27 protein-coding genes, 1 pseudogene and 1 riboswitch are annotated in these 21,162 nt (G+C 35.7%); of the genes and pseudogenes, 19 read left to right on the forward strand and 9 right to left on the reverse strand.

All coding sequences use genetic code 11. The annotated features are described in order from the left end of the window. Positions 1 to 25 precede the first annotated feature (25 nt). From A5866_RS02295 to ffh, 4 genes are read left to right on the forward strand one after another with little or no spacing between them, the layout of a single operon-like run. Positions 26 to 517 (forward strand): DUF523 domain-containing protein, encoded by a 492-nt coding sequence (locus A5866_RS02295; protein WP_086279523.1) that lies wholly within the window; start codon positions 26 to 28, stop codon positions 515 to 517. Further along, the gene (locus A5866_RS02300; RefSeq protein WP_086279522.1) at positions 496 to 1,140 is read left to right on the forward strand and encodes an NUDIX hydrolase; all 645 of its coding nucleotides are present in this window, start codon (positions 496 to 498) and stop codon (positions 1,138 to 1,140) included. Before A5866_RS02295 ends, A5866_RS02300 begins: the two co-directional genes overlap by 22 nt. A gap of 50 nt (positions 1,141 to 1,190) precedes the next feature. Beyond that, complete coding sequence (locus A5866_RS02305; RefSeq protein ID WP_086279521.1) at positions 1,191 to 1,529, forward strand: putative DNA-binding protein; 339 nt, start codon at positions 1,191 to 1,193, stop codon at positions 1,527 to 1,529. Between the two features lie 4 nt (positions 1,530 to 1,533). Further along, positions 1,534 to 2,952, forward strand: coding sequence for a signal recognition particle protein (ffh, locus tag A5866_RS02310; RefSeq protein WP_086444484.1), 1,419 nt, complete (start codon positions 1,534 to 1,536; stop codon positions 2,950 to 2,952). Between the two features lie 60 nt (positions 2,953 to 3,012). Here ffh and A5866_RS02315 read toward each other — a convergent pair whose 3' ends face one another. Genes A5866_RS02315 through A5866_RS02325 form a run of 3 tightly spaced genes read right to left on the reverse strand, consistent with a single transcriptional unit; the run spans position 3,013 to position 5,455 of the window. Then, positions 3,013 to 4,176 (reverse strand): ABC transporter permease, encoded by a 1,164-nt coding sequence (locus A5866_RS02315; RefSeq protein WP_086279519.1) that lies wholly within the window; start codon positions 4,174 to 4,176, stop codon positions 3,013 to 3,015. Then, a complete protein-coding gene (locus A5866_RS02320) occupies positions 4,173 to 5,072 on the reverse strand; it encodes an ABC transporter ATP-binding protein (protein WP_086279518.1) in 900 nt (299 codons plus the stop codon). The genes A5866_RS02315 and A5866_RS02320 overlap by 4 nt, the downstream gene beginning before the upstream one ends. A 2-nt stretch (positions 5,073 to 5,074) precedes the next feature. Beyond that, entirely contained in the window at positions 5,075 to 5,455 is a 381-nt protein-coding gene (locus A5866_RS02325) for a GntR family transcriptional regulator (RefSeq protein ID WP_086279517.1), read from the reverse strand. Between the two features lie 105 nt (positions 5,456 to 5,560). On the opposite strand from A5866_RS02325, the pseudogene A5866_RS02330 reads away from it, so the two are divergent. Further along, positions 5,561 to 5,843: pseudogene (locus A5866_RS02330) on the forward strand (DNA-3-methyladenine glycosylase I); the annotation flags it as partial. Between the two features lie 50 nt (positions 5,844 to 5,893). On the opposite strand, the gene A5866_RS02335 reads toward A5866_RS02330, so the two are convergent. After that, complete coding sequence (locus A5866_RS02335; protein ID WP_086279516.1) at positions 5,894 to 6,445, reverse strand: NADPH-dependent FMN reductase; 552 nt, start codon at positions 6,443 to 6,445, stop codon at positions 5,894 to 5,896. 432 nt (positions 6,446 to 6,877) lie between these two features. Between A5866_RS02335 and rpsP the strand changes: the two genes are divergently transcribed. The 3 genes from rpsP to A5866_RS02350 all read left to right on the forward strand — a co-directional run bounded on the left by rpsP (position 6,878) and on the right by A5866_RS02350 (position 8,068). Beyond that, complete coding sequence (rpsP, locus tag A5866_RS02340; RefSeq protein WP_010761445.1) at positions 6,878 to 7,153, forward strand: 30S ribosomal protein S16; 276 nt, start codon at positions 6,878 to 6,880, stop codon at positions 7,151 to 7,153. Positions 7,154 to 7,164: 11 nt separating this feature from the next. Then, positions 7,165 to 7,410, forward strand: a complete 246-nt coding sequence (locus A5866_RS02345; protein ID WP_086279515.1) for a KH domain-containing protein — start codon at positions 7,165 to 7,167, stop codon at positions 7,408 to 7,410. 112 nt (positions 7,411 to 7,522) lie between these two features. Further along, entirely contained in the window at positions 7,523 to 8,068 is a 546-nt protein-coding gene (locus A5866_RS02350) for a TIGR01440 family protein (RefSeq protein ID WP_086279514.1), read from the forward strand. Positions 8,069 to 8,129: 61 nt separating this feature from the next. On the opposite strand, the gene A5866_RS02355 is transcribed toward A5866_RS02350, so the two are convergent. Together A5866_RS02355 and A5866_RS02360 are read right to left on the reverse strand one after the other, a co-directional pair. After that, positions 8,130 to 8,468 carry a hypothetical protein gene (locus A5866_RS02355; RefSeq protein ID WP_086279513.1) on the reverse strand — a complete coding sequence of 113 codons (339 nt, stop codon included), beginning with the start codon at positions 8,466 to 8,468 and terminating at the stop codon, positions 8,130 to 8,132. Next, complete coding sequence (locus A5866_RS02360; RefSeq protein ID WP_086444483.1) at positions 8,446 to 9,774, reverse strand: DUF1576 domain-containing protein; 1,329 nt, start codon at positions 9,772 to 9,774, stop codon at positions 8,446 to 8,448. Before A5866_RS02360 ends, A5866_RS02355 begins: the two co-directional genes overlap by 23 nt. Before the next feature lie 245 nt (positions 9,775 to 10,019). On the opposite strand from A5866_RS02360, the gene A5866_RS02365 reads away from it, so the two are divergent. Together A5866_RS02365 and A5866_RS02370 are read left to right on the forward strand one after the other, a co-directional pair. Then, entirely contained in the window at positions 10,020 to 10,574 is a 555-nt protein-coding gene (locus tag A5866_RS02365; RefSeq protein WP_086279511.1) for a TetR/AcrR family transcriptional regulator, read from the forward strand. A 182-nt stretch (positions 10,575 to 10,756) separates the two neighbouring features. Then, a complete protein-coding gene (locus A5866_RS02370) occupies positions 10,757 to 11,128 on the forward strand; it encodes a YxeA family protein (RefSeq protein ID WP_086279729.1) in 372 nt (123 codons plus the stop codon). A 64-nt stretch (positions 11,129 to 11,192) separates the two neighbouring features. Here the strand turns inward: A5866_RS02370 and A5866_RS02375 are convergent, their stop codons facing one another. From A5866_RS02375 to A5866_RS02385, 3 genes are all read right to left on the reverse strand, one after another. Next, positions 11,193 to 11,408, reverse strand: coding sequence for a hypothetical protein (locus A5866_RS02375; protein WP_086279510.1), 216 nt, complete (start codon positions 11,406 to 11,408; stop codon positions 11,193 to 11,195). Between the two features lie 107 nt (positions 11,409 to 11,515). After that, positions 11,516 to 12,019 carry a hypothetical protein gene (locus A5866_RS02380; protein WP_086279509.1) on the reverse strand — a complete coding sequence of 168 codons (504 nt, stop codon included), beginning with the start codon at positions 12,017 to 12,019 and terminating at the stop codon, positions 11,516 to 11,518. 60 nt (positions 12,020 to 12,079) lie between these two features. Continuing rightward, positions 12,080 to 12,829 carry a peptidylprolyl isomerase gene (locus tag A5866_RS02385; RefSeq protein ID WP_086444482.1) on the reverse strand — a complete coding sequence of 250 codons (750 nt, stop codon included), beginning with the start codon at positions 12,827 to 12,829 and terminating at the stop codon, positions 12,080 to 12,082. Between the two features lie 177 nt (positions 12,830 to 13,006). Between A5866_RS02385 and A5866_RS02390 the strand changes: the two genes are divergently transcribed. From A5866_RS02390 to A5866_RS02430, 9 genes are all read left to right on the forward strand, one after another. Then, positions 13,007 to 14,101 (forward strand): DUF871 domain-containing protein, encoded by a 1,095-nt coding sequence (locus tag A5866_RS02390; protein ID WP_086444481.1) that lies wholly within the window; start codon positions 13,007 to 13,009, stop codon positions 14,099 to 14,101. Between the two features lie 130 nt (positions 14,102 to 14,231). Next, positions 14,232 to 14,861 (forward strand): NUDIX hydrolase N-terminal domain-containing protein, encoded by a 630-nt coding sequence (locus A5866_RS02395; protein WP_086444480.1) that lies wholly within the window; start codon positions 14,232 to 14,234, stop codon positions 14,859 to 14,861. Between the two features lie 114 nt (positions 14,862 to 14,975). Beyond that, positions 14,976 to 15,908 carry an alpha/beta hydrolase gene (locus A5866_RS02400; protein ID WP_086279506.1) on the forward strand — a complete coding sequence of 311 codons (933 nt, stop codon included), beginning with the start codon at positions 14,976 to 14,978 and terminating at the stop codon, positions 15,906 to 15,908. Between the two features lie 376 nt (positions 15,909 to 16,284). Beyond that, complete coding sequence (xerD, locus tag A5866_RS02405; protein ID WP_086279505.1) at positions 16,285 to 17,175, forward strand: site-specific tyrosine recombinase XerD; 891 nt, start codon at positions 16,285 to 16,287, stop codon at positions 17,173 to 17,175. 29 nt (positions 17,176 to 17,204) lie between these two features. Continuing rightward, positions 17,205 to 17,567 (forward strand): GNAT family N-acetyltransferase, encoded by a 363-nt coding sequence (locus tag A5866_RS02410; RefSeq protein WP_086279504.1) that lies wholly within the window; start codon positions 17,205 to 17,207, stop codon positions 17,565 to 17,567. A 44-nt stretch (positions 17,568 to 17,611) separates the two neighbouring features. Next, positions 17,612 to 18,391 (forward strand): segregation/condensation protein A, encoded by a 780-nt coding sequence (locus A5866_RS02415; protein WP_176271439.1) that lies wholly within the window; start codon positions 17,612 to 17,614, stop codon positions 18,389 to 18,391. Then, positions 18,388 to 19,005, forward strand: a complete 618-nt coding sequence (gene scpB, locus A5866_RS02420; RefSeq protein ID WP_086279502.1) for an SMC-Scp complex subunit ScpB — start codon at positions 18,388 to 18,390, stop codon at positions 19,003 to 19,005. The genes A5866_RS02415 and scpB overlap by 4 nt, the downstream gene beginning before the upstream one ends. Continuing rightward, entirely contained in the window at positions 19,006 to 19,722 is a 717-nt protein-coding gene (locus A5866_RS02425) for a pseudouridine synthase (protein WP_086279501.1), read from the forward strand. A 169-nt stretch (positions 19,723 to 19,891) separates the two neighbouring features. Then, positions 19,892 to 20,016, forward strand: a riboswitch (FMN riboswitch). A 518-nt stretch (positions 20,017 to 20,534) separates the two neighbouring features. After that, positions 20,535 to 21,143: an ECF transporter S component gene (locus tag A5866_RS02430; RefSeq protein ID WP_086279500.1), complete on the forward strand. Its 609-nt coding sequence runs from the start codon at positions 20,535 to 20,537 to the stop codon at positions 21,141 to 21,143. The last annotated feature ends 19 nt before the right edge of the window (positions 21,144 to 21,162 follow it).

A 21,162-nucleotide genomic window follows, 5' to 3' on the forward strand; every position in this document is an offset into this window, starting at 1 on the left:
ATAAAGATTGAAATGAGGGAAGCGAATGATTGGGATTAGTGCGTGTCTTGGTGGTATTTGTTGTCGTTATGATGGGCAAGCAAAAGAGATTGTGGCCTTAAAAAAGTTAGTAGAAGATCAAAAAGCAATCCTTGTTTGTCCAGAAGTATTAGGTGGATTGCCAATTCCTAGAGAACCAGCTGAAATCATAGGTGGAGACGGTCTCGATGTTTGGAATGATCAAGCGAAAGTTTATACAAACACGGGAGCAGATGTGACTGACCTATTTAAACAAGGGGCGATCATGGCCTATCAAAAACTAATTGAAAAAGAAGTAACAACGATCATCTTAAAAGAAAATAGTCCTTCTTGTGGTGGAAAAAGTATTTATGATGGTACATTTTCTGGAAATCATCGAAGTGGACCTGGCGTTGCAACAGCTTATTTTATTTCAAAAGGACTTGAGGTTATTTCAGAAAATGACTGGCAAACAGTGCTTGATCGTGAGGGAAGTAAATGTCAGAAAACGAAGTATTAAAGATTTTCGATGAAAACTATCGACAAATTGGTACAGAAACAAGGCAACGAATCCACTCATGCGGACTTTGGCACGAAACGTTTCATTGCTGGTTTTATACAATGACAGATAATGAACTTACGATTTATTTTCAAAAACGTTCATCGACAAAGAAAGACTTCCCTAACCAACTGGATATTACAGCTGCAGGACATTTATTAGCACAAGAGACGGTGATCGATGGTTTTAGAGAAGTTAAAGAAGAATTAGGAATAGCTGTTTCCATCGAAAAAGCCCATTTTCTGGGCGTATTTCCTGTGAAAATCAAATTAGGGCATTTTATTGATAACGAATTTACCAATGTTTATTTGATTGAACAAGAAATCTCGTTAGGAGAATTTCAATTACAAGAAGAAGAAGTGGCAAGTTTGTTTCCTGTTCCTTTAAAGACGTTAAAAAAATTACTCAATGATCCTAGTGCTAAAGCGACTTTAACAGGTTATCATCAAAAAAATAATCAACAAGAAGTGATTGAAGAATGTTTTTCTAAAAAGGACTTTTGTGCCAACGCGCAAAGTTATTATGATCGATTAATAGAATCTTTTGAAAAAATCCTCGAAAATCAAATAAGAACTATTGACTAATCACTCTGAAATCGGTAACCTAAAAGGGATTGAAGATAGGAGTAATGACTATGGAAATTGAAAAAACCAATCGAATGAATGCGTTGTTTGAATTTTACTCCACTTTGTTAACAGAAAAACAAATGAACTATATGGAGATGTACTATGCCGATGATTTTTCATTAGGAGAAATTGCCGAAGAATATGAGATCAGCCGTCAAGCAGTGTACGATAATATTAAACGAACGGAAAAAATTTTAGAAGAGTATGAAAAAAAACTTCATCTTTTTTCTGATTACGTAGTGCGTGGTGAATTGTTGGATACATTAAAAAACTACGTGAAAGAAACCTATCCGAAAGATACAACGATCGCCCACTATATAGAACAAATACAAGAAGTAGAGGAATGAGATTATGGCTTTTGAAAGTTTAACAGATCGCCTGCAACAGGCAATGAGCAAATTACGTCGTAAAGGAAAAGTATCTGAAGCTGACGTAAAAGAAATGATGAGAGAAATTCGTTTGGCTTTGTTGGAAGCCGATGTAAATTTACAAGTAGTCAAAGATTTCACAAAACGTGTACGTGAACGCGCAGTTGGAGTAGAAGTCTTAGAAAGTTTATCACCAGCACAACAAATCGTTAAAATCGTTGATGAAGAACTAACAGCGACATTAGGGACAGAAACAGTTGGCTTAAACAAATCAGAGCGGATACCAACAGTGATCATGATGGTTGGTTTGCAAGGAGCTGGTAAAACGACTTTTGGCGGTAAATTAGCCAATCACTTAATCAAAACTGAAAATGCGCGTCCTTTGATGATTGCGGCCGATGTCTATCGTCCAGCAGCAATCGATCAATTGAAAGTACTTGGTCAACAATTAGATGTTCCAGTTTTCGATATGGGAACAGACACAAGCCCGGTTGAAATTGTACGTCAAGGGATGGCATTAGCTAAAGAAAAGAAAAATGATTATGTTTTGATCGATACGGCAGGTCGTTTGCATATTGACGAAACATTGATGGACGAATTAAAACAAATCAAAGAAATTGCCCAACCAGATGATATCTTGCTTGTTGTTGATGCAATGACTGGACAAGATGCAGTGAATGTTGCAGATAGCTTCAATCAACAATTAGGCATCACAGGTGTTGTTATCACAAAACTTGATGGAGACACGCGTGGTGGTGCAGCACTATCAATCCGTTCAGTTACTGGTGCACCAATCAAATTTATCGGTTCTGGTGAAAAACTGACTGATTTAGAAATTTTCCATCCCGATCGGATGTCCAGCCGTATTTTAGGCATGGGGGATATGTTAACACTGATCGAAAAAGCCCAACAAGATTATGATGAGAAAAAAGCTGAAGAACTTGCTGTAAAAATGAAGGAAAACAGCTTTGACTTCAATGATTTTATTGAACAATTGGATCAAGTAATGGGCATGGGACCAATCGAGGATCTATTAAAAATGATTCCTGGTATGAATAATATGCCTGGCTTAGAAAATGTTAAAGTCGATCCAAAAGATGTCGCTCGTAAAAAAGCGATGGTACTTTCAATGACACCGGCTGAGCGAGAAAATCCTGACTTGCTAAATCCAAGTCGCCGTCGTCGGATTGCAGCTGGTTCAGGGAATAACGTAGTTGAAGTGAATCGCATGATCAAACAATTTAAAGAATCTAAAAAAATGATGCAGCAGATGTCTAAAGGAAATATGGATATTCCAGGTATGGATCAAATGCTTGGTGGAGGCATCAAAGGTAAACTAGGAAAAATGGCCATGAACCGTATGGTGAAGAAAAACAAGAAGAAGAAAAAGAAGAAAAAATAAATCATAAAAAAGCTGGACAGACTCTAATGATTCTGACCAGCTTTTTATGTTGTGACAAAACTATGAGCTAATACTGCTATTACGATTTATCTGCCGTTTTAGATTGATCCACTCATTGATTTCTTTTCTAAAAACAAGATAGCTACCAATCAAAGCCGTTAAAATAAAATAAATCAGTAAACTTGGAATAGGAGAACTAACTTCTTCGCCAAAATAGACCCCACTGCTAAAAACGAGAACCATCGGCACATAAAGTGTCATAGCGATAACTACTGGCACCTTTAGCTTATCAAATAGTAAATAGTTGCCTTTTTTCTCCAATGTAAGTTTTGGAAACAGAAATGAACCAAAAATGAATAGCAAAACTGATATAGTCAGGGCTAAGGTAATTGGAAGGGCTGAAATTGATTCTTTACTTACAGTGTAAACAAAAAATTTATTGGTGATATAGCTATCAATTGTTGCGTTGGTAAAATAGTACCATGCGTTTAGGACACCTGTAATAAAGAATTCTAATGACGCACAGAATCCAAAGACTGTAAGCGGCCCTAAAATCATATTTCCTGTTACCAAGCCAATAAATGCAGAAAGGGAGAAATAAAGAATACAGGTTGTCCAACTAGCCAAAACATTTGCAGCTAAAGTCGGCAACCCAATATTGACATACTCAGTAGGAATACCTGTTGTAATAATTCCAACAAATGCTATTTTTGCTAAAAGAACACTACTTAATAATGGGAGTGAAACAAGAGCAAATTTCGAGAAATAAATTCTACGTTTAGAAACACCTAAGGAAAATAAAAACTCATTGAAAGATGTTTTTAGATCAGCGAAAAACATCAGAAAGCCAGCTGTTGCTAACACTGCAATCAGAAGAATTGGATTCTCATTGAAATAGGCGGAAAAGTAAGGTTGATCAGAAACCGAAATGAGTTTTCCGTGTTCGTCGTAGGAAGTTGTCTGATAAAATAAACTTAAACCCTCTTTTTTATTTAATGCTTGTCGTTCACTAAGTGATAAGCCGCTATATCTAGGCGAATCATCTTCTGATAGTTGTTGCAAATCTTTGATGTACTCTTCAGAATCGTAATAGGCATCCATTTCATGCCAACGCTTGACATCGCTGATTCCATTATAACCATAAAATAAGATAATACAAAGACTTGTAATAATTAGAGCAAGTCCATAACGCTTTTTTAAAATAGTCATTAATTGTTTATTCATAACATTTCTCCTTGTAATGAGTTATTCTTTTCCTCATGAGTAAGGTTCGCTTCAAAGACATCTTCCAAGGTTAAAGGTAGCTCCTCGAATAAAACAGGTTGCTCTGCTTGAATCAAAGCTTTTAATTCCTCAGTATAGTTTTCAAAGATCGCTGTAGCAACACGCCCTTGAAAATGCAATAAACGGCTGTTTTCTTTAACTACTTGAGGAACCTTTTTCGTTTTGAAAACCATCTGGATTTTACGAGCATGTTCTCTCAATGTCTCTAAATGATAATCAAGCTGAATTTGATTACTCTTCAAAATAAGTGCACGATCAATGATACTTTCCAGCTCATTTAAATTATGAGAAGAAATGATGATCGAGCGATTATTTTCGCTAACAGCATCTAAAAGAAGACCTAAAACATTTTTTTTAACAATAACATCTAAGCCATCAAGAGGTTCATCTAATAAAAGATAATCTGCATTAGAGCAAATAGCCAAAATCATTTTGTAAAGTCCTTGCATACCCTTAGACATCGAACGATATTTTAAATTAGGATTCAGATTATTTTTCTTTGTTAAGGTCAAATACTTTTCTTTGTTAAAACTGGCATAAGCATTTTGGTAAAAAAGAAGCAATTTGTTTAAGGTGTAACCAGAGAGGAAATTGTATTGTTCATCAATGTAAAAGATTTTTTGTTTAAGTAATTTATTTTTCTGAATATCTTCTTGATCAATCATGATTTTCCCAGTATCCAACTCATAGTGACCTGATAGTGTTCTGAAAAAAGTGGTTTTACCAGAACCATTTTGTCCGATCAAACCAGTAATTTCTCCTTGGACAAATGTTAAGTTGAGGTTCTTCAAAATAACTTGATGATCGATAGTTTTTTCTAAATTTTCTATTTTCATGTCTATTCTCCCTTCAAGTGTTGATAACTTTCGTCCAACCATTGATTTATTTCCTTTTTAGAAACATTTAAATAATGAGCTTCAACAATTAGCTCATTAAGCTTTTTTTTGATTTTTTGTATCTGATAATCATCTCGAAGTTCAGTATCAATCTTTTTAACATAAGTACCTTTGCCTTTAACTGTGATGATGACTTCTTGGGCTTCTAATACTTTATACGCTTTACTGACTGTATTAGGATTCATCATAAGCTGGCGAGCCATTTCTCTAACAGAAGGGAGACGGTCTCCAGATTGAAGTGATCCGCTTAGGATATCTTCTTTAACTCCTAAAATAAGTTGTTCATAATAGGGTTTGCTACTTGTTTTATCAATAGAAACCATAAATAACTCCTTTCTAAAGCGGCGTTTGTTGTGTACTAGTATACATAGTACAGTTAGGTTTGTAAACACTTTTTGTAAAAATTTGTTAAGATAAAGGGAGAGACAATTCATAATGCCCAAAAAGTTATTGAGATTCAAAATGAATTCGGATCTTTTTCTGACTATTTATGGAATTTTAATGATCACAATGTGCTGGTCCATTCTTATCAAACTCAAGAGGAGATTCCAACAACGAATGACCTGTCGGATAGAATAACAAAAGACTTGAAAAAAAAGAGGGTTTAAGTTTGTCGGCAGCACGATCATTTATGCATTCTTAGAAGCAGTAGGGATCATTAATTATCATGTGGAAACTTGTTTTCGTTATGAAGAATTAACGCAAAAATAGCCTAAACCAAAACTAGTTGCTCATTTTGGTTTAGACTACTTTTAAGTCAATCAGCTATTCTTTTCTAAAAAAACTAAGTAGGCATCAACAATCGTTTTGAAAAAGTTCATCGTATTTTCAGCAATTGTTCCATCTTCGTTGATCAAGTTGACAACGTTACCGATATACGCTTCAGGTTGTTGTAGCGTTGGGACATTCAGAAAAACGAGTGATTGACGTAGGTGATGATTTGCGCCAAATGCACTTAAAGCGCCGGGAGATACGCTGACAACTAAACCTGGCTTGCCATCCCAAACGTTTTGCCCATAAGGTCTTGAGCCGACATCTAAGGCATTTTTTAAAACAGCAGGAACCGAGCGATTATATTCAGGCGTGACAAAAACCAGCCCTGTTAATTGTTTTACTTCATCTCTAAATTTTATCCAGGCAGCAGGCGGTGTTCCGTCATCATCCAAATCTTGATTGTACATTGTTAAGTCATGTAAATCGATAAAGATAGGTTCATATTCTTCTGGAAATAAACTAGAAAGAGCGACTGCTACAGTTTTACTATAAGAGTCTTTTCTTAAGCTTCCGACAATAAATCCAATTTTTTTCTTCATAAATCATTCCTCCAATTATTAAATAACGTTATTTATTTAATTCTAGAACTAACTACCTTTTTTTGCAAGAAAATAGGACTTTGGTTAGTAAGTACGACATCGTTACCTAGAAAAGAATGAGGTTGCTTCTGCATCTACGGTTCTCGTTTCACTACGATTCTCGAAGCATCAAGGACCGTCTGCTCTCACCGTTTATCCAGACACTAAAAATAAGCTATGAACAGATAAAGACAATTCTTTACTGTTCATAGCTTGTCTTTGTTAAGCAACGATTGATTGCCCCTGCCAAGGTATTGTAAGTATAACATAAGAGTACCAAAAATCAGCGTAAAAAGGCTTTTTTTAAGGTGTCAAGAAAAAACTCTTTACAGCTCGATCAATATCTGGTAAACTAACATTTGTGATTAAGTTAATGGAGGTGTAATATATAAAATGTCAGTAAAAATCCGTTTAAAACGCATGGGTTCTAAAAAGAGTCCTTTTTACCGTATTGTAGTCGCAGATTCTCGTTCTCCTCGTGATGGACGTTTCATCGAAACTGTTGGTACTTACAATCCTTTAAAAGATCCTGCAGAAGTAGTTTTAAAAGAAGATTTAGTTTTAGACTGGTTGTCTAAAGGCGCTCAGCCTTCAGATACAGTTCGTAACATCCTTTCAAAAGAAGGCGTTATGAAAAAACACCACGAAGCTAAACTTGAAAAGAAATAAGGTGACTAATTATGGCAGATGTGAAAGAGTTAGTCTTAACTATCGTTCGTCCATTAGTCAGTCAACCTGAGCTGGTTAAATTAGAGATAGAAGAATCTGATGTTTTTCTAGAGTACAATTTGACTGTATCGCCTGAAGATATTGGCCGTATTATTGGGAAACAAGGTCGTGTTGCGAAAGCAATTCGAACAATTGTTTACAGTGTACGTGTGGATGGACCTAAAAAAGTTCGTTTGAATATCGTAGATGGTAAATAGCACAAAGATAAACACCCAATTTTTTTGGGTGTTTTTTTGTTTTGACCTATGAGCAATTATTCGCGATAATAAAGCTATAAGCAATAAAAAACGAAAGGGTGGAGAGACAGATATGAGTGAACTGAAAAAGTATCAAAAACAATTGCTACAAGGACTTGAAGAATATTTTGAACAGGCAAAGTTGGAAACAGGTGATATTTTTGTCCTTGGTTGTAGTAGTAGTGAGGTCAATGGCGGGATGATTGGTAAAAATTCTAGCTTGGAGATAGGCGAACTAATTGTCTCAACAATCCACGAGTTTTTGGCAAAAAGAGGTATTCATTTAGCTGTACAAGGGTGTGAACATATTAATCGTTCTTTAGTGATTGAAAAAGAAGTAGCGAAGCATCATCATTTTGAGATTGTTTCGGTTGTGCCGGCCCTACATGCTGGAGGCGCTGCTGCAGTATCAGCATACCAACATTTTTCAAATCCAGTCGTTGTGGAAAAAATCGTTGCCCAAGGTGGAATTGATATTGGTGATACATCGATAGGCATGCATATCCAACATGTTCAAATTCCAGTTCGGACCTCAATTAAAGAGATTGGCGGAGCGCATACGACTTATTTACATACGAGACCGAAATTGATTGGCGGTACTCGTGCAGTCTATAAATAAAAAAGCGGAAGAGCAAACCTGTAAATAGAAGGTTGCTCTTTCGCTTTTTTTAGTAAGGTAGTTATTTTTTTCTATAGACTTTGATCTCAAAGATAGGTGCGTCAAAACTAATTTCAGCTTCATCGATCATCAAACCTAGCAGGTGATAATCTTCTTCTTCATGATGCGTTAGCCCTAATAATTCATCATAATAAGATTCAATACTTAGATCTCTAGGTGTGTTTAGCAATTCCAATAAATGTAGGACACTGTCAGGCTCTTGCTCTGTTTTCCCTTGGATTTCAACTGAAAAACCTTCAGATGTAAAGTTTACGCCGATCTGTATTTCTTCAATATCATTGGAAAAAAAGTAAGTTAATAACTCATCTACGATTCTCTTAGCTTTGTCTCTCTCTTGCATGTTGTTTCACCTTTCTAATCTGTAAAATATTATCAAGTAATGGTACCATGACCGCTGCTACAAAACCAGTAGAAAATCCATTATTATAAAGATTTAAGCCACCATGTAGATAACTGACATTTGTAACTAATGACATATGTAAAAATCCAGCAATCAAGCCAAAGGTAATGCCATAAAATCCAGCAATTGGAGCCAAGCCTGTAGCGAAGATCCCAGCAAGGACCACAGTAGTTTGATCCACTGCAAAAACAGAAGAGAATTGTGCTGTAAAAAAGACACTGACTAATAAAGGTAAGCTGTTGAGAATATGATTACCAAAAGCACTAAAACCAACTGCTGATAAAATTGCCCCAACAATTGGGCCATTAAGGGTAGAATGGCTAAATTGAGTATACCCAACGAGTAACAACCCCATCAAGGCCATATTCATCATAGTTGCTCCGATTCCTGCAACAGAAATAAAATCAGTAATCAATTTACCAGAGGTTTTGCTGATCTCCTTCATGCCTTTTAATGAAAAATGATTGACAACAAATCCAACAAAAAACATTAAAAGAAATAAAAAAAGTAAGAAAAAAAGAAGTTTGGTATGATAAGCAGTTGAAACTAAATTTTTCCCTTCAATTTTCCAACCAAACATCCTTAAGATACCAGTAAACATCATTGCAATAAGCCCAGATGTAAAACCAACATTGTACAAGGAAAATCCTTGATGAAAAGTAAGGACGTGAGAAGCTAAAGGAGGTAAAATCAATCCAATGAAAACGCCTACGAAGCATCCTAAGGGAATCGATTGTACCAATGGTAAAGAGATGCCAAATGTTAGATAGCTAATGATCGGAGAAAGCGCACTGCCAAACAAACTAACCACAATAAATTGAGAAAAAGATTTTTTCACAATTTTGGCATAGCAAAGTCCACCAATAATAATTGGAATCGAATTATATAGATTTTTTCCAAAAAAAGAACAACCAGATACCGTAAATAATGCAGCAATCATCGGTCCGTTGATTGGAATTTTTTCTTTTTTAGCAAGAAGGACGCTAATTAGAGTGAGTAGACCACTATTTACAAAGGCACTACCAAAGGTGCCAAGTTCAATGTAATCAGTCAGTAGATTGCTAGGGGAGGTTAAAATGCGAGTCATACCAGCCCATAAAGTAGTCACAGGCTCACTTAAAAAACCGATCATGATCAGAATCAAGCAATAGCCAATCAAAAAATAATAGCTTCTATTTTTTTCAGCCATATTCGATTGTTTTTTATCAGTATGTAAAAAAAGTGTTTGGCTGTTATTTTTAGCCATAAAAAATACCTCCGTTATTTGTCAATAGTGTAACTATAGCGTGTAAATAGTTCATCGGTCAATAACATTTTAGAAAAATCTGACAAATTATCATGTTTTTTTGATATAGCCATAATTATTGAGAAAATGAGTGACTAAAAGAGTGTAAAATAAAAGAATAAATAAAAAAATAAAATGATAAATTATCTCGTGGATAGCTTGAATTATGAATAGTAAAAGTTTCTACTAAATAAGGAGTGATTATTTTGGTTAGAAAAAAAGTATATAAAAAACAACATATTTTAGCAGCTGCTGAAGATTTGTTGATAGAAAAAGGTTTTTCTGCTATCACAGCAAGAAGGGTTGCCGAGTATATGGGGATTTCAACGCAACCAATCTATTTGGAATTTAAGAACATGGAAGAATTGAAGCTGACGTTGTTAAAAACAGTGTATGAAGGTTTGGAAAGGGAATTTTTTTCTATTGCACGAACGTCAAACAGCCTAGCAAATTTCGGTATCAGCCACATTGAGTTGGCTAGAGCAAAAAGCAATCTGTACATAGCTTTATTTGTAGATCAGCATTCATATGGCAAGGAGTTACACCAATTGTCTTTTAATTCCTTCAAAAAAACAATCCAAAGTGAAGTAGAGTATACTAATGTATCTCAAGAACAGCTAGAAAATGTTCATTTGAATTTATGGATAATTGCTATTGGAATGGCAACGTTAAGTATTTCTGGAATACTCAATAAAACGGAAGAACAACTCATAGCTGAATTCACATCTATCAAATTAAAGCACAATGCGACCTGGAGCTAAGCCACCAACTACTTTCTATAGTTATATCTAGTAAGTATACTAGTAGGATCGCTGAATAATAAAAGAGAGTCTGAGAACATTCTAGGCCAAAAGTCTTAAACAGAGTTCATCTATTTGACCGATTTTTTTTTGTTATTTCATTGCTAAAATGAGCTTATCAAATGAAATTTGGAGGAATTATCGTGAAAATAATCAAAACAATCGTTGTACTTGCTTTACTAGGAGGAGTTGCTCTTTTTGGGGCTAAACTATATACGCAAAATCAATCGGACGAACTTTCTGGTACGATCGACCAACTAAACCCACTCGTTACCAAAGGGGAAGTCTATGTTAAAACAAAAAAAGCCGATAGTATCAATAGCTACGGCATTACAACATATAAGCAACAAGCTGTAGATAAGGATGGGAAGAAAAAAGAACTAACGTTTACAGCAGATCACGAGTTGATCACAGATCGCTACCTAAAAATTTACAATAAAGGTGCACATGTTGAAACCTATGAAGAAGTTTCTGAAGAGGTTATCCCAGAAAAAGCCCTACAACAACTGAAGTAATAAAAGTACTGCCAACTATACCTCTGAAGAGATAGTTGGCAGTACTTTTTAGTGATCAATTCGTTCAAATAGCCTGAGGTATAAAGTCGATTGTACATAAATCGTTATGATGAAAATGAATTGTCGCTTGGATGCGCCCATCATCAATTAATTTTTGTGCAGTGTCTTTTACGTCTTCTTGGTCAAATTGCTGAAAATTGATTACGTTTGCTACAAAATGAGGAGATTTCCGATTGGAAGCCTCAAGTATGAGCGTTTCAATTTGTGGATTAAACGTCATGTGCTTTCACCTCTTTTGTCAACAGTACCACTTTATTTCAAAATTGGACAGTAATATTCGGTTAGATGAGGATAGGGAAAGAGTTTTTTTCACAATCAATCTGTTTGTCAATCATTTTTATAAGATGCATAGGCGTTTTTACTCGTTAATAGCGTTAGCTTCTTATGAGATGAGTCAGCTAATTGTTGTAATTCAAAAAGATTTTTTTCCTCAAAATGATGGTTCCAGATAAACATCATTTTTAATATATGAATAGTAGGTTTATAATGAGCTGTTTCTTGGTTCATTTTTTGTTTGATAAAGCGGTGAATAATACGATATAGACGAATACGATAGGGAGGCAGTAAGACAAAAATTATGTCTGCGGAGGCTATCGCAGGCTTGATCCAATTCTTAGTTGTCGTACCTTCGATAATCCAACTATCCTGTGCTAAAATGTCTTGGAGCTGTCGGGAAGATTCTTCTTCAGGGTAAGGTCGGTCTCCAGCAGGTCGGCGATCCCAAATAAGATTGTCTAGTTCGTAGTAAGGGATCGTCATTTTAGTGGATAATCGTTTTGCAAAAGTGGTTTTACCGCTGCCAACTGGTCCTGCGATCATTATTTTTTTCATGAGTAACCTCCAATCTGAAAGAAAAAAAGAATGGCACTGGTACACCATTCCTTTAAATGTTTATTTTTTTGCTTCTTGTAAAATGTTTATTTTTTCGATACGGATATCTTTTTTAGGCTTATCTTGTTCGGCTGTCTCAGCAGCAGCGATTTTATCTACAACGTCCATACCTTTAGTCACTTGACCGAAAACAGTATGTTTGCCATCTAGGTGAGGAGTACCACCCTTTTTATACGCGTCAATGATTTTTTCTGGATAATAATCCTTCAATAAGCCATCTGACATATCATCGCTATTTTGAACTATAAAGAATTGACTACCATTTGTCCCATTTCCTTGTGCATCCTTACCCGCATTAGCCATAGATAAGGCACCTCTGATATTATAAAGCTGATTAGAAATTTCATCATCAAATGAACCATTCCAAATACTTTCTCCACCAGTACCATCTCCTTTAGGATCGCCACCTTGAATCATGAAGTTTTCGATAACACGATGGAAAAGGACATTATCGTAATAGCCATCTTTGGCATGAGTTATAAAGTTCTCAACTGTTTTTGGTGCTTGTTTTGGAAATAGTTTGATTTCAATTGATCCCTCAGTAGTTACCATTTCAACTAAATCTTCATCTTCGCTGACTGTTTCAGAGAGTTGAGGCAATTCCAATGCGTTTAAATCAACAGATTCAGATGTTTTTGTTTCAGCAGCAGATGAGTCTGCGGTCTTTTTCTCATTTTTAGGTCCACATGCTGTGACTAATAGTAATGAAGTTATAAGAGCTGTGGTAGCTATGAATTTTTTTGTTTTCATAAAGTTAGATCTTCCTTTCAAAAATAGTTACATCTCATCATAACAAATCCTCATTATAACTACCAGTCCAAATCAGAAATTTTTAAGATTCGGAAAAGGTGTAGACCACTTTTTCTTATTCTGCTATAATGAAAATGGATACATTATAATCAATACAAATCTTAGGAGGCAGTAATCATGGGAAAATTAGGTATTTCGATTTATCCAGAACGTTCAACTTTTGAAAAGGACAAAGCATATTTAGACTTAGCACATAAATACGGATTCAAACGTGTTTTTACAAGTTTACTTCAAATTACAGAAGATAAAGAAAAGGTCTTAGCAGAGTTTAAAAGAGTCGTTGATTATGCCAATAGTCTTGGAATGGAAGTCATGGTTGATATTAATCCTGCCTTATTTGAACAATTAGAGATTTCTTATGACGATTTATCATTTTTTGATGAAATGGGTGCTTACGGGGTACGTTTAGATGTTGGGTTTACAGGTGCTGAAGAGGCGCGCATGACACGTAATCCATATGGCATCAAAATTGAGATCAATATGAGTTCAGGTACAAACTATGTTGACAATATCATGAGTTATTCACCAAATACAGATAATTTACTAGGCTCACATAATTTTTACCCACATCGTTATTCTGGTCTAGGTTATGATCATTTTGTTTATTGCTCTGAAAAATTTAGAAAATATAATTTAAATACTATGGCCTTTGTTAATTCCCATGACGCAACCTTTGGTCCTTGGCCAACGCAAGATGGTTTATGTTCTTTAGAAGATCATCGTGATTTAGAAATCGCCACTCAAGTGAAACATTTGGTGTTAACTGGCTTGATCGATGATATTTTAGTAGGAAATGCTTATGCATCAGAAGGGGAATTAAAAGCGATGGCTGAGGCCTTTAATGCAGAATATCCGTCTGTGAAAGTCGACGTTGCTCAAGATATCAGTGATGATGAAAGAGAAGTTTTATTCACAAGTCTTCATAGCTATCGCGGCGATCGTTCAGAATATATTTTACGTTCAACTATGACCCGAATTCACTTTAAAGATCGCGCGTTCCCTGCGCATAACACAAAAGACATGACAAAAGGGGATGTCTTGATCGACAATGTTGATTATGGACAATATAAAGGCGAAACTCAAATCGCTTTGAAACCAATGAAGAATGATGGCCGAGTGAACGTTGTTGGTCGGATCTCTGATGATGAGCTCTTCTTGTTGGATTTCTTAAAACCTTGGTCTAGTTTCAAATTAATTGAAAATAATAAATAAAAAATAATAAATCCAAGTAAAAATTTCACATGACTTTTACTTGGGTTTATTTTTTCTTCCTTAAGAATGTTCAGGTATACTGTAAAGCACAAGCGTCTTCGTTAAAATAGAAAGAAACGAGGTGAGTTTTATGGAAAAAGAATTAAGTATTTTATTGGCAAAGCTTCAAGGAATCGCTCAAACGGGAAAAAAATATGGCAAAGATATATTTGATCAAGAACGATATGAAGAACTTTCTCAAGTGACAAAACAGTTAATGAGCACACTGTATCCAAGTTTATCAGATCAAGTATTAACGATTCTTGTTGATCAAGATGAAGGGTATGCAACACCCAAAGTCGATATTCGTGCAGTCGTTTTTAATCAAGCAGGAAAATTATTACTGGTAAAAGAAAAAAGTGATAACTGTTGGTCTTTACCGGGAGGTTGGGCAGATATTGGCTATTCACCAAAGGAAATAGCTGAAAAGGAAACAATGGAAGAAGCTGGAATATCAGTGAAGGCGGAGCGGTTGATTGCCGTATTAGATATGTCAAAACATGATTTTCCTCCTGCATTGACATATGTCTATAAATTTTTCATTCGATGTGAGGCTGAAAATGAAATACTAAAGCCAGGCATAGAAACGAATGATGTTGGTTTCTTTTCACTACAAGAGATTTATTTACTGCCACTTTCTAAAGAACGGAATATCATCGATAATTTTGAGATGATTTTTGCAGACGAACGATCGAAAGAAAATGTTGTTATTTGTGATTAATATTGCGAAAAATCCAATAAAACATTATACTATTTAAGAATTTGAAAAAAGCTAGTATCATTTTTTGACCAGATAACCTGTTGGTTAATGATACTTTAAATGGGGAGTAATGGGATGAATCGCATAGTAAAAATTTTGATCGCTATCGTTGTTTTAATTGGCATTGTATTGACTGGAGCAGGCATGTATTTCTATAATTATGCTGTTGTACCGTCACAAAAAGATTTCTTAGCTGGAGATACGCCAGGAACAGATGTTGAAGTGAAAACGCCAGAAGAAAAATGGTTTAAAGAAGAAAAGAATCGTTCATACTGGGAGTTAACATCTAAGGATGGCTTGAAATTAAAAGCAATCTATTTGCCGGCAGAAGCAAAAACAGATAAAAATGTTATTATGGCGCATGGTTATATGGGCAGTGCCGAAACAATGGCCAGTTTTGCTAAAATGTATCATGATTGGGGCTATAATGTCTTAGTACCAGATGCTCGTGGACATGGCGAAAGTGAAGGGGATTATATTGGTTTTGGTTGGCCTGAGCGCAAAGATTATCTTCAATGGATTGATAAAGTGATCGCCGAGAATGGTAAGGACGCTCAAATTACTTTATATGGAATCAGCATGGGTGGCGCCACTGTAATGATGACTAGTGGGGAGGATTTGCCAATCAATGTTAAAGCGATTGTTGAAGACTGCGGTTATTCTACTGTTAACGGAGAACTCGCTTATCAATTGAAGGATATGTTTAATTTACCAGCCTTTCCGTTGATCCCAGTGACAAGTCTGATTACTAAAATTCGTGCTGGTTATTTCTTTGGCGAAGCAAGTTCAGTTGCACAATTGAAGAAAAATAAAGTACCGATGTTGTTTATTCATGGCGATGCAGACAAGTTTGTTCCATTTGAAATGTTAGATGAAGTATATGAAGCAACTGATGCACCTAAAGAAAAATTCGTTGTAAAAGGCGCAGCTCATGCAAAAGCTTATACAATTGATCCAAAAACCTATAAAGAAAAAGTTAGTAGCTTTTTAACAAAATACGTAAATTAACGATGAGAGCGGGACGAAACTAAAGATTAGTTTTGTTTCGCTCTCTAAACCCGATTAAACGGGGAGAAAAAGCAGCTACTACGCTTCAATCATATTGTTGTAAATTGCTGTGAATCACGAAGAACAATAGAATTCGATGATAAACAGTACCTACTTGGCACGAAGGACGAAGTGATTCGATGATGCATAATACAAGGTGTCTGAAAGACACGTAGCTTCCTTTGTCTATAAGCACTAAAGAGTGAAGGCATCAGAAATAAACACTTTTGTCTCGGCCTCTTTTAGAGCAATAGTCTATTTTAGCTAATTTTATGATTTCACTATACAGCTGCCAGAATTCTTTGATATGATAATAAAAAGAAATGAGGTAAAATAGATGGAAGAACAAATCATTGACTATCTCCATTACTTACAAATAGAACGAGGACTTTCTCTCAATACAAGGAAGAGTTACGAACGAGACTTACATAAATACAGCACGTTTCTAAACGAGCAAAAAATCGACACTTGGCAAAAAATCGATCGGTACACAATTATGGAATACCTACAAATGCTGCACAATCAAAACAATTCCTCTGCAACGATCATCAGAATGATTTCAAGCTTACGTGGATTTCATCAATTTCTAAGGCAAGAACGGATCACAGATCATGATCCAATGCAGCATATCGACTCACCTAAAAAGGCTCAAAAGCTACCTAGCACGTTATCTGTTGAAGAAGTCACTTTGCTGATTGAAACACCAGATACGTCTAAACCTTTAGGGATCCGGAATCGAACGATTTTGGAAGTAATGTATGCAACAGGGTTGCGGGTGAGTGAGTTAGTAGACTTGAAAATTGGAGACTTACATCTGTCGATTGGATTATTACAGACCATTGGTAAAGGGGATAAAGAACGAATTATTCCACTAGGGGATTATGCGATCAAGTGGATCGAAAAATACTTAGAAGAAGCGCGTCCAGTTTTGATAAAAAAAAATCAAAACGAGACTCATCTATTTGTCAATCATCATGGAAAACCGTTGTCTCGTCAAGGAGTCTGGAAGAATCTGAACCAAATTGTTGTGGCGGCTGGAATCCATAAAAATATCACACCGCATACACTACGCCATAGTTTTGCCACGCATCTGTTAGAAAATGGTGCTGATCTGAGAATTGTCCAGGAGCTTCTAGGTCATGCTGATATTTCTACAACACAAATCTATACACATATTACCAAACAACGGATGGCAGATGTCTATAAACAGCATTTTCCAAGAGCCTAATGAGGCTAAAAAAGAAAGAAGGTGAGGTCATGTTAAACTATTATCGAAAAGAGCAACGCAAGATTGCAATGGGACTATTAAGTTTTCACCAAAAATTGACTGAATATCAGGCACTACTAAAAGAAATCGATATGTATGAAACAGAGAATGATTTACATCTGTTATTTTGGACGCCAGCTGGGGAACAAAATATTCAAGGAATTGTGGGAATCGAAGTAGAAACATCTGAAGCGATGATTTTACATGATATATCAATCAACCCTTCTTTTAGAGGAGAAAAAATTGGCTTTGAATTGTTAGACGAAATTGTTGAACTCTATCCGGACACAAAAATATATGGTACATTAGCAACATCTGCCTATTTATCTAAATGGAAAGAACACAATGCTTGAGTTTTATGGTAAACTAAAGAGCTGAAAAAGAAAGTTGGATGATCTTGCAGGAAATTAATGTGAAATTGGATGTATTTGAAGGACCATTGGATCTTCTGTTGCATTTAATCCAAAAATTAGAAATCGATATTTATGACATTCCAATCGCTGCAGTAACGGAACAGTACATGAATTACATCCATACAATGAAAACCTTGGAATTAGAGATTGCTGGAGAATATATTGTGATGGCAGCAACATTGATGGCCATTAAAAGCAAAATGCTCTTGCCTAAACAAGAATTAGAGCTTACAGAAGATGATGAAATCTTGGATGGAGAAGATCCTCGGGATGCACTAGTTGCTCAATTATTGGAGTATCGTAAATTTAAATATGCAGCAGGACTCTTGCATGACAAAGAATCTGAACGAAGCCTTTATTACACAAAAGAACCAATGGATATCGACGAGTACAAAGAAGACAACCCATTATTAGAACCAAATCAATTGAATACAATTGATTTGTTCTTAGCATTTCATTCAATGTTAGAAAAGAAAAAGAGTCGCCAGCCTGTTGAAACGACTGTTAGTGGAGACGATGTATCGATTGAAGAGAAAATTGCAACGATTTCTCAAAAAATGTGCCAAATGGATCATAATACCCCCATTCATTTTGACTCATTTTTCGCTTCTTATTCTAAACAAGAGGTCGTTACGACTTTTATGGCATTGCTGGAATTAATGAAAAAAGGTGTTATCCATGTAGAACAAGAAGACAATTATAGTACAATTTTATTATATAATAGGTCTGAAGAGATTGAATCAAGTACGGAGGAAACAATGTGACCACAGTCAGCCAAATTGAAGCGATTCTGTTTGTTGTTGGTGAAGAAGGGATTGGGCTAGAAGAATTATCCTATCTGCTAAACCTTTCCACGGCAAAAACCTATGAAGCCCTGACCACTTTAAAAGAACGCTATGAATCAGATAAACAATCAGCTTTAAATATTTTAGAAGTAGGAAACCATTTTATTCTATCTACCAAAAAAAACTTTGCGCCGTTATTAAAAAAATATGCGCAATCGCCGATTTCAAATGCGTTGTCTCAAGCAGCACTTGAAACGTTGTCAATTGTGGCTTACAAGCAGCCAATTTCAAGAGTAGAAGTTGATGAGATCAGAGGTGTACAATCTGCTGGCTCGATGCAAAAATTAGTTGCGCGCCAATTGATTGAAGAAAAAGGTCGAGTAGATGGACCAGGTCGAGCTATTTTATATGGAACAACTGCTTATTTTATGGATTATTTTGGGTTAAGATCGCTAGAAGAATTACCTGATATTCATCAGATGGAAGAAGAAATCGCTGAAGAGCTACCTTTAGACCTCTTTTTCGATCGTTACAAAGAACTCAATGAAGAAGAAATAACAACGGATACAACCAAATCGGAGGAAGAAAATTAGATGGAAAGACTTCAAAAAGCAATTGCGCATGCAGGGATTGCCTCTCGCAGAAAAGCAGAAGAATATATCGTTAATGGACGAGTTAAAGTAAATGGAAAAATCATTCGCGAATTAGGAACCCAAGTTGGAAAAAATGACAAGGTTGAAGTTGATGATGTGCCAATCTATAAAGAAGAGTATGGTTATTATCTTTTTTACAAGCCAAAAGGTGTAATTTCCGCTGTTTCTGATGATAAAGGAAGAAAAGTTGTAACAGATTTTTTTTCACACATCAAAGAACGAATTTATCCAGTTGGGCGATTAGACTATGACACATCAGGTCTGTTGCTTTTGACGAATGATGGTGAGTTTTCTCAAAAATTGACCCATCCAAGTCATGAAATCGATAAAGTATATGTAGCAAAAGTAAAAGGCCTAGCCAAGAAACATGATTTGTTACCGCTAACCAGAGGAATGAAAATCGAAGGCTACAAAACTGCACCCGCTGCATTTGAGATCATATCTGTCGATTTAAAAACAAACACAAGTATTGTAGAACTGACAATCCATGAAGGACGCAATCATCAAGTAAAAAACATGTTGCAAGCAGTAGGCTACCCAGTTCAGAAACTAAAAAGAGAAAAGTATGGCGATTTGACTTTAAAAGGGCTGCGCCCAGGGGAATATCGTAATCTTAATAAAAAAGAAATCAGCGTTTTGATGAATCAATCAAAGTAGTAGAAGAAATTGATTCTATTTCTTCTGTTTTTAGCAACTAAAGGGTAAGATAAAAGTGTTTTTAACTTTTATCTTACCCTTTTTCTTTAACTTATCCATGTGAAGAACGTAACTATTGCTTTTTCATCTTTTAGATGTATAATAGGAGATGTACAAAAATTTAATAAAGGTTCGTCTTCAGGGGCAGGGTGAAATTCCCGACCGGTGGTTATAGTCCACGACCTACTTCATTTGAAGTGGCTGAATTGGTGAAATTCCAATACCGACAGTAAAGTCTGGATAAAGAAGATAGGGCTTATTTGAATTGGCATTTTTCAGATAAGATAACTCTACTCTATTTTCCCTGCTGGAAAATAGAGTTTTTGCTGTGAATCACTACGATTGGCCGAAGGACAGAGTAGATGATGAACAGTACTTGGCGAACAAAGAGAGCGAAGTAACCTAAGTACTGAATCACTACGCTGTGCTTTGATCTCATCAATTTCTAAGAGCTAAAGCTCTAAGAATTGAAGGGCGAAGATCGTTATCAAGCTATAGCAAATGATAAACAGTGCTTGGGCAAGAAAAAGAGAAGTTGAAAGCCATACTTAAGCAGAAACTAAAGGTGGTTAATTTCTTTCATTATGAAATACTGCAATATGCTTAAACACAGTTAAACAAGTACCAATGATTTGGTATAACCTAGCAGTATTTAACGACAGAATTCCGATCGTTCAACCAAGTAATCTTTCACAGCAGATCAAGAGCAATCACTGAAAAGCCAGTTTAGAGAAGTTCGTTTGAAGATGGGTCCTTAAACAGGAGGATTTCATATGCGAAACAACAAGGTACAAAAAATGGTAAGTGTAGCAATGTTAGCAGCAATCGGTGTGGTTTTACAATTTGTGGCGTTTCCGATCATACCATCATTAAGTTTTTTAAAAATCGATTTCAGCGACATTCCGGTTATGATCAGCATGTTTTTATTCGGACCATTAGCTGGAATAAGTACGGCTTTTATAAGATCTGTACTGCATCTATTCACAACGGGTGCATCACCACAAAATTTAGTTGGAGATGCGGCTAGCTTTTTTGCCACAACTGTCTTTACTTTACCGATGTATTACTTTTTCAAACGAGGAAGTGACAAGCTTTCAAATAAAGTTCTAGGTATTTCTACAGGAATAATCGCTTTAACAGTTTTCATGGGTGTAGCCAATTACTTTGTGATCACACCGCTTTATTTGAAACTGTTCGGCGTATCAGCGGGACAATTTTTAGGAATGTCATTAGCAAAATACGTTACGATTGGTATTATTCCATTCAACTTGATCAAAGGCGCAATTGTGAGTGCTGTTTTCTTGATTCTTCATGCCAAACTTTTGCCATGGCTTTCTAGAAAACAATATCAGTTGGGCAATAAAAAAACGATAACTAAATAATTGATTGATATAAACTAAA

Origin of the sequence: Enterococcus sp. 12C11_DIV0727 (genome assembly GCF_002148425.2) — a bacterium.
Lineage (GTDB): Bacteria > Bacillota > Bacilli > Lactobacillales > Enterococcaceae > Enterococcus_L > Enterococcus_L lemimoniae.